A 6,711-nucleotide genomic window follows, 5' to 3' on the forward strand; every position below is an offset into this window, starting at 1 on the left:
CTTCGACAAGGCCATCGCCCGCATGAAACAAATCAGAAACGACACCCGATTCAAAAACAGCTGGGTACATATTGTGAGGTTGAGTAGGTAAGTAGAATAATATGTGCAACAAAACAAAAAGAGCAGCCAGACGGCTGCTCTTTTTGTTTACATTCAGGGGACCAACATTTTTAAAGAGGTTGTTCTAGTAATGTTCTATTTGTAAATTGGCCTTTCTTGAAGTTAAAAGCTCCTACCATGAAATCATTCCTGTTCACCTTTAGCGTTTGCCTATTTTTTGCTTTTCAAACGACCTCTGTTTTTGCGCAGAAGAAGGTAGAAAAGTATGAAAATGGTGAGAAGAAGTACCAAGGTAGAATGGCGGATGGGATCAAAATTGGTAAGCATTCCTTTTGGTACGAAGACGGTTCCAAGAAACGAGAAGAAAAATATAATGACCGCGGAATTTTAATTCAGCTAAAGGAATGGGATGAGGCCGGAAACATTGTAACGGATGAAAACCCTGAGGAGAAGTTTGAGAAAATAAGAGAGGATCAATTCAATAGCATAACGTGGATTGAGGTAAAATATAACTTAGGACTCTCAAAGGTGAAAGGAGAAATCCATACAGAGCCTATTTTAGAGCCTAGTGATATGGTTTTACACTACGCTACTTATTTAGAGAATGGGAAAGAAATTGACAGCTCCTTCAGAACAAAAAAGCCAATAGGTATTAATCTAAAAAAGAGCGACTTGATTGATGGTTTTCAGGAAGGACTCAAGTATTTTGAAGAAGGGGATAATGGTTTTATAAAAGTACCCGCACGAATGGCATATGGATCAGAAGGTACTCGTGAAGTGCCTCCTAACTCAACCCTTATTTTTCAGGTATACATTTTAAAGCGGTAACTGATAACTAGAAACCGTTATTGTTTGGTCATTGTGAGAAATAAACGTTGCGCTAGCAAGAGCTTATTACGAAGCAATCTCTGGTACTACAAGTCAACATTGAGATAACTTCACGTAAACATCATCACTTCGATAGGCTCAAGCAGGTTTGCAAATACGCTGATTGGAGACGGCTGAAGTTCACTATTTTCTCTTAACTCTTAATCCTTAACTACTCAACCCTAATTACTATCTTACAGCAAAGAGACATTGCAATGGCCCTGATCAGTAAAAAGAAGATTCCCTTTAAAATAAGCGAGGAGCTACGCGCCTACCTTTTGCGCTATAAACGGCTCATCGAAGTGCCTATTCAGTACGATGATTTACTGAGGTATAACAATGCCATTCCACTTTACAACTCTAAAGGAGACGATACCCTTTGGGAAACGGTTTTCTATCCACAAGACGATATGAAGGACATTTACTTGGCTCTCAAAAAAATCTACTCTGTGCTAATGGCTGATGGAGATGTTGGAGTGATGGAGCATTTAAAAGTCGATCGGGTAGACCTTTGTGCTTTCGGTAATACAAAGCCTTTCAGGGTGCGCATTGTAAATCAGATCAACGATAACTTCGATTACTTCTATGTGAAGAATGCTGATGCCTCCAGAATTTATGGGCTAGAATTGGAACACTTGCTTTCCCCCAACCGAATGAGTTATGTGGTTCATAAAAACACTTTAATCGAAGAACACATTGTAGGTATTCCCGGAGATGAGTTCATCAAAAACCATATGAACAGTAAAATGCTGAACGAGATTAGGCTGGCCAAAGAGTTTGTGAAATTCAACGAAAGGTGCTTCGTTCGGCTTTTGGGCGATATGCACTCTAGTAATTTCGTGGTAAATGTAACTCCTGATTTTGAAGAAGTGAGCTATAGATTGAAAGCTATAGATTTCGATCAGCAATCTTACGAGGGTAGGAAAAGTGTGTATCTTCCTCAATATTTCAAACAGAATAATAAACTCATTGAATTAGGGCTTAAGCATATGACTCCCGAAACAGTAAAACAATATCAGAAGGAAGAACGCTCATTGATTGCCAACAGACTTAGGGTCGAGCGTTATCGGGTATTAGACCTTATCAATGCCATGATTAACGATACGCTGGCTTTTCCTGAGCAGGTGAAAAAGCTTAGGAGAGACCTTGCCAAATACTACAATGAAAAGGCTTTTTTAAAGTGTGATAATATGGGTGAAATTGTGAGAAGGAGCCTTTGGATGGTGATTAAGAAGCCAGATTTATATGGCGAAAAGTGATGTGAAAACCTGCCTAATTTTACTTTTATGAAGACAGAGATTATTAATAAAGAAAATTTTTTAAAATGTGGCTATGCCTTATTACAAGAGTCTATCCCAACGGAAATACTTAATAGGTTTAGAAGCATAGCTGACGAAATTGAAGCAAAAGCACTGGAATATTATAAGCAAGGCGATACCTTATCAGGTGCTTGTGTTATCGAGGATTCTGTAGGGCCACGATTAATGCGTTTCGATGACCTCCATTTCCATTATACAGATGACCTTAACCGATTGCTGGCCACCCCTGTGTTTTTAAAATTGATAAAAGAACTTTGCGGGTCTACTGCCATTATTCTTCAGGCTGATATTCTATACAAGCATCAACACCCTCATCCAGTAGTGAAATGGCATCAAGGAGCTCCAAATGATCCAAATCATGCTTACCTAAACATCGGAATATATTTAGACGATTCTGATTTGAACGATGGATGTTTACGATATGTGCCTGCAACACATACTGAATTGCAGGACATTGAGTCAATTGAAAGGGATTACGGTTGGAATCCTCCAAATGTAGTGCAAGTTCCTGCCAAGGCTGGAAATGTTATGGTGCAAGAAATGATGGTGTTACACAGTTCAGAACCTAAGCGTTCACCTGGGGCTAGGCGAACAATTTATGTAGAAGTAAGGCCTTATGCGGCAACACTGGAAGACGGAAAGCAGGATGAGCATTGGATAGAATTGCGTAGGCTTTGGATGGGAGAAATTCTGAAAAATGATATTGAGGGTGTTTTCACTGATAAAGAGAAGGCTTTCTTTGGTGGAAATGCAGGTTTATCAGCTCATGAATTAATGAAAGAAATTACAGAGCATCGTTGCCCACCTATTCCAGCGGTTTACAATTATAAACCTACAAAAGGTCCAGACTATCCAATTCCTGCTGATTTAGCAGCGTACTGATTTTGCCTCTACGTATGATATTTATCATTGAGGATTATGAATATTGTTAATTCGGTTTCACATTGAGAGCTGTTAATTTGATGCTATGGATGTAAGGTTAAAGTTTTTAGGCGGAGCCCAATCGGTTACCGGTTCAAAATATTTACTAGAACTTGATAAAAGGAAGTTGTTAGTGGATTGCGGTTTGTTTCAAGGCTTAAAAGAACTTAGGCTCAGAAACTGGGATGAATTTCCGATGGACGCTACAACTATAGATGCCATCGTATTAACACATGCTCATATTGATCATTCTGGTTACCTGCCAAGAATAGTAAACGAAGGCTTTAACGGGCCGATTTATTGCACAGAAGCGACTGCCTCACTTTTAGAAATCCTGCTTATGGATGCCGCAAAATTGCAAGAGGAAGAAGCCGAATTTGCTCAACACAAGGGCTATTCAAAACACAATCCGCCTTTGGCACTTTTCAATACGCAAGATGCAAAAAAGGCACTCGACATGGTGGTGCCCATAACTTATCAAGAGCCGGTTAATGTTTTAGAGTCCGTAACGGCCACTTTTTTCGATGCAGGACATATTCTTGGGTCGGCCATTGTGTCGCTTAATATTCAAGGAGAAACCCAGCAGAAAAAAATTGTGTTCTCTGGCGATTTAGGGCGCTATAATCAACCCCTGTTAAAGGATCCCTATGCAATACACGATGCAGATGTGCTTTTTATCGAATCCACTTATGGCGACAGAGATAATGTAGCCGAAGATATTGAAGGCCAGCTGGCCAGTATTGTGAAAACCGCATTTGATAACGATGGCTGTTTGCTGATTCCTTCTTTTGCCGTAGGTAGAACTCAATTACTGCTCTACTATTTCCACCGATTATTAACCACCAATCAGATTCCTGCATGCGATGTTTACATCGACAGCCCAATGGCCATTAGTTCAACTAACTTGCATAAAATTCACCGTGACGACCACAAATTGAGCATTGGACGGGGCGAACATGAATCCATTTTCGATTATCCTCGCTTTAAGTACTTCCGAACTCAAGATTCTTCCATGAGCATCAACAGCATAGAAAGGAATGCCATCATTATTTCAGCTAGCGGAATGTGTACTGGGGGAAGAATTATGCATCACTTGTTCAATCGTTTGTCACGAAAAAATGACACGCTTTTGTTCGTTGGTTTTCAGGCAGAAGGAACAAGAGGCCGAAAGATTCTTGATGGAGAGCCTACCTCTCGTATTTATGGCATTGAAGTGCCTGTAAAATGTCATGTCGAACATATCAATGGGCTATCAGCGCATGCCGATAGAGGTGAGTTAATGCGTTGGGCAGGCCAGTTTAAAGAAGCGCCTAAAATGACTTTTGTGGTGCATGGTGAATTGAAAAGTGCCCATCACCTGTCGTTAAAGCTCAAAGAGGAATTGCAATGGCCAAACGTAATGATTCCACGGTATTTGGAAAGCTTTGAGCTTTTTACGGGAATTTAATTTTAAAGCGAGTTTTAAGATTGATATGCAGGTCTGATCTATTCGATGCCGACCTTAGAGGATCGGTCGGTACCGAAGGTCAGACCGTGTGCTAAAAGAAAATGTTCTTTATTTCTTGTTTCTTTCTGTGCCAACACCGTAGCTTGGGTATATGCCTACGGAATGATGGTGCCGTATAGTGCAAATTGCGCTAATGTGCTCCTCTTCAAAACAATAGAGCCCGATAAAGCTTAAGATATAACTACTTCGCTGCGGTGATTATGATTTCTACAAGTAAACCTTCTCTAGGCCCTTGCTGGTGGGCTATCGGGTGTTACCCAAGCATCCCAAGCTTCATTCATAGCCGCTACTTGAGACTTGTCCGAAATATAGATTGTGGCCATTAAAGCCTTCGATTTGTCAGAGCCGGCAGTGGCTAATAAAGCATCTATTTTACTTAAAACACTCTGAGTCTGGGTCTTCATGTCCTGAGTGGTATCATCAGGAATTTGACCAGCCAAGTAGATTGTATCGCCATGAATCACAATCTGACTCATTCGGTTTGATTTATTAAGCTTTTCCATGTCAAAATCATTTGTTTTTGAATGTTCAAGCTATTGAATTCTTCTCAAATATGGGTTTTTACTAACCAAAAAAGGTGTCCTTTCGAGACACCTTTTTCAATTCAATATTTTGGAAATGCTTATACTGAAAAGCTCTCTCCGCAACCACAAGTGCGCGAAGCGTTTGGGTTTACAAACTGAAAACCTTTTCCGTTCAGTCCATCAGAAAAATCGAGGGTAGTACCTAGCAGGTACAAAAGGCTTTTTCTGTCAACCAATATTTTAATGCCTTTGTCTTCAAAAACCTCGTCTTTTTCCTTTATTTCTGAATCAAAATCAAGGTCGTACATCAGGCCAGAGCAGCCTCCGCCTTGCACCGAAACTCTAATGTTATTGTCGTTCGATTTTCCTTCCTTAGAACGAAGCTCGAAGATTTTCTCTTTTGCTGAATCTGTTACTGTTATCATTAGGCTACAGGATTAAGTACTATACTAAAAACGGTTATGGTATTGATATCGCGTCCATAATATAATTTATCGAGCGCATCGTACATATTGCCCGCTCTGAAATACGAAGTGTGCAATTCTTTTTCACCCTTCGCAATCCACTGAACGGTGTAGGACTGGTATTTGTCTTTGTAAGACTTTACGTAGTCCAACATTTTTCTCAATGCATCGAGCTTATCAATGCCCAACACAGACTGGAAAAGAAAAGATTGGTTGTGCCTTGGGCTAATTGTAATCAGGTCGAGCTTGGTTTTCCCCTCGTTCTGCTGAAACTCAAAGCTCAATTCACTTCCCTTAATACTTAAATGGCTTTCAATCTCGCGTTGAAGCTTAATACTCTCTACATGGATATCTGTTCCGGCACCCGTCATATGCATTGATTTTTTTATGCTGTCCAAATGCGATAATTTGGACTTCGATTAGAAACAGGCACAAGGCCTCGAAAGTTTCCTTTAATTTACAAAGATAGTTAATGATTCAATAAGTCTATGCGAAAGATAGAACACATCGGCATTGCCGTAAAGAACCTAGATAATTCCAATACGCTATTTGCTAAGCTATTTGGCGAGCCACATTATAAGATTGAAGACGTACTTACAGAAGGAGTGAAAACCTCGTTTTTCCAAGTAGGGCCAAATAAAATCGAATTACTCGAAGCCACGAATCCTGATAGCCCAATTGCCAAGTTCATTGAAAAGAAAGGCGAAGGTATTCACCATATTGCTTTTGATGTGGAAGATATTGAAGCTGAAATCGCTCGCTTAAAAGCGGAAGGTTTTACCGTGCTCAACGAAACACCCAAAAAAGGAGCCGACAATAAAATTGTTTGTTTCCTTCACCCAAAGTCGACCAACGGAGTACTGGTAGAGCTTTGTCAGGAAATTAGTTGATCAGGAAATCAGAAAACAGGAGAACAGTAAAGCAGAAATCAGGAAACAGGTAAATAATAGAGTAAAAAAAACGGGTATTTAGGGAACTCAAATTGCTGAAAAAATTTGCTTTACCTGATACCTGATACCTGATACCTGATACCTGATACCTGATACCTG

General features: G+C 40.0%; 8 protein-coding genes. 5 read left to right on the forward strand and 3 right to left on the reverse strand.

What is annotated here, in order from left to right; all coding sequences use genetic code 11:
- Positions 1 to 237 precede the first annotated feature (237 nt).
- The 4 genes from AWW67_RS05050 to AWW67_RS05065 all read left to right on the forward strand — a co-directional run bounded on the left by AWW67_RS05050 (position 238) and on the right by AWW67_RS05065 (position 4,614).
- Positions 238 to 888, forward strand: a complete 651-nt coding sequence (locus AWW67_RS05050) for an FKBP-type peptidyl-prolyl cis-trans isomerase (RefSeq protein WP_062300549.1) — start codon at positions 238 to 240, stop codon at positions 886 to 888.
- Between the two features lie 254 nt (positions 889 to 1,142).
- Positions 1,143 to 2,186 (forward strand): hypothetical protein, encoded by a 1,044-nt coding sequence (locus tag AWW67_RS05055; RefSeq protein WP_053225164.1) that lies wholly within the window; start codon positions 1,143 to 1,145, stop codon positions 2,184 to 2,186.
- 27 nt (positions 2,187 to 2,213) lie between these two features.
- Complete coding sequence (locus tag AWW67_RS05060) at positions 2,214 to 3,128, forward strand: phytanoyl-CoA dioxygenase family protein (RefSeq protein ID WP_062300550.1); 915 nt, start codon at positions 2,214 to 2,216, stop codon at positions 3,126 to 3,128.
- An 85-nt stretch (positions 3,129 to 3,213) separates the two neighbouring features.
- Positions 3,214 to 4,614, forward strand: coding sequence for an MBL fold metallo-hydrolase RNA specificity domain-containing protein (locus AWW67_RS05065; RefSeq protein WP_062300551.1), 1,401 nt, complete (start codon positions 3,214 to 3,216; stop codon positions 4,612 to 4,614).
- A gap of 284 nt (positions 4,615 to 4,898) precedes the next feature.
- On the opposite strand, the gene AWW67_RS05070 is transcribed toward AWW67_RS05065, so the two are convergent.
- The 3 genes from AWW67_RS05070 to AWW67_RS05080 form a co-directional block, all read right to left on the reverse strand.
- Positions 4,899 to 5,177 carry a RidA family protein gene (locus AWW67_RS05070; RefSeq protein ID WP_089082025.1) on the reverse strand — a complete coding sequence of 93 codons (279 nt, stop codon included), beginning with the start codon at positions 5,175 to 5,177 and terminating at the stop codon, positions 4,899 to 4,901.
- A 119-nt stretch (positions 5,178 to 5,296) separates the two neighbouring features.
- Positions 5,297 to 5,623 (reverse strand): HesB/IscA family protein, encoded by a 327-nt coding sequence (locus AWW67_RS05075; RefSeq protein ID WP_053225160.1) that lies wholly within the window; start codon positions 5,621 to 5,623, stop codon positions 5,297 to 5,299.
- Positions 5,623 to 6,060: a hypothetical protein gene (locus AWW67_RS05080; RefSeq protein ID WP_246032634.1), complete on the reverse strand. Its 438-nt coding sequence runs from the start codon at positions 6,058 to 6,060 to the stop codon at positions 5,623 to 5,625. Before AWW67_RS05080 ends, AWW67_RS05075 begins: the two co-directional genes overlap by 1 nt.
- A 90-nt stretch (positions 6,061 to 6,150) precedes the next feature.
- Between AWW67_RS05080 and mce the strand changes: the two genes are divergently transcribed.
- The gene (gene mce, locus AWW67_RS05085) at positions 6,151 to 6,552 is read left to right on the forward strand and encodes a methylmalonyl-CoA epimerase (RefSeq protein WP_062300553.1); all 402 of its coding nucleotides are present in this window, start codon (positions 6,151 to 6,153) and stop codon (positions 6,550 to 6,552) included.
- Positions 6,553 to 6,711: the final 159 nt, after the last annotated feature.

Origin of the sequence: Roseivirga seohaensis (genome assembly GCF_001592945.1) — a bacterium.
Taxonomy (GTDB): domain Bacteria; phylum Bacteroidota; class Bacteroidia; order Cytophagales; family Cyclobacteriaceae; genus Roseivirga; species Roseivirga seohaensis.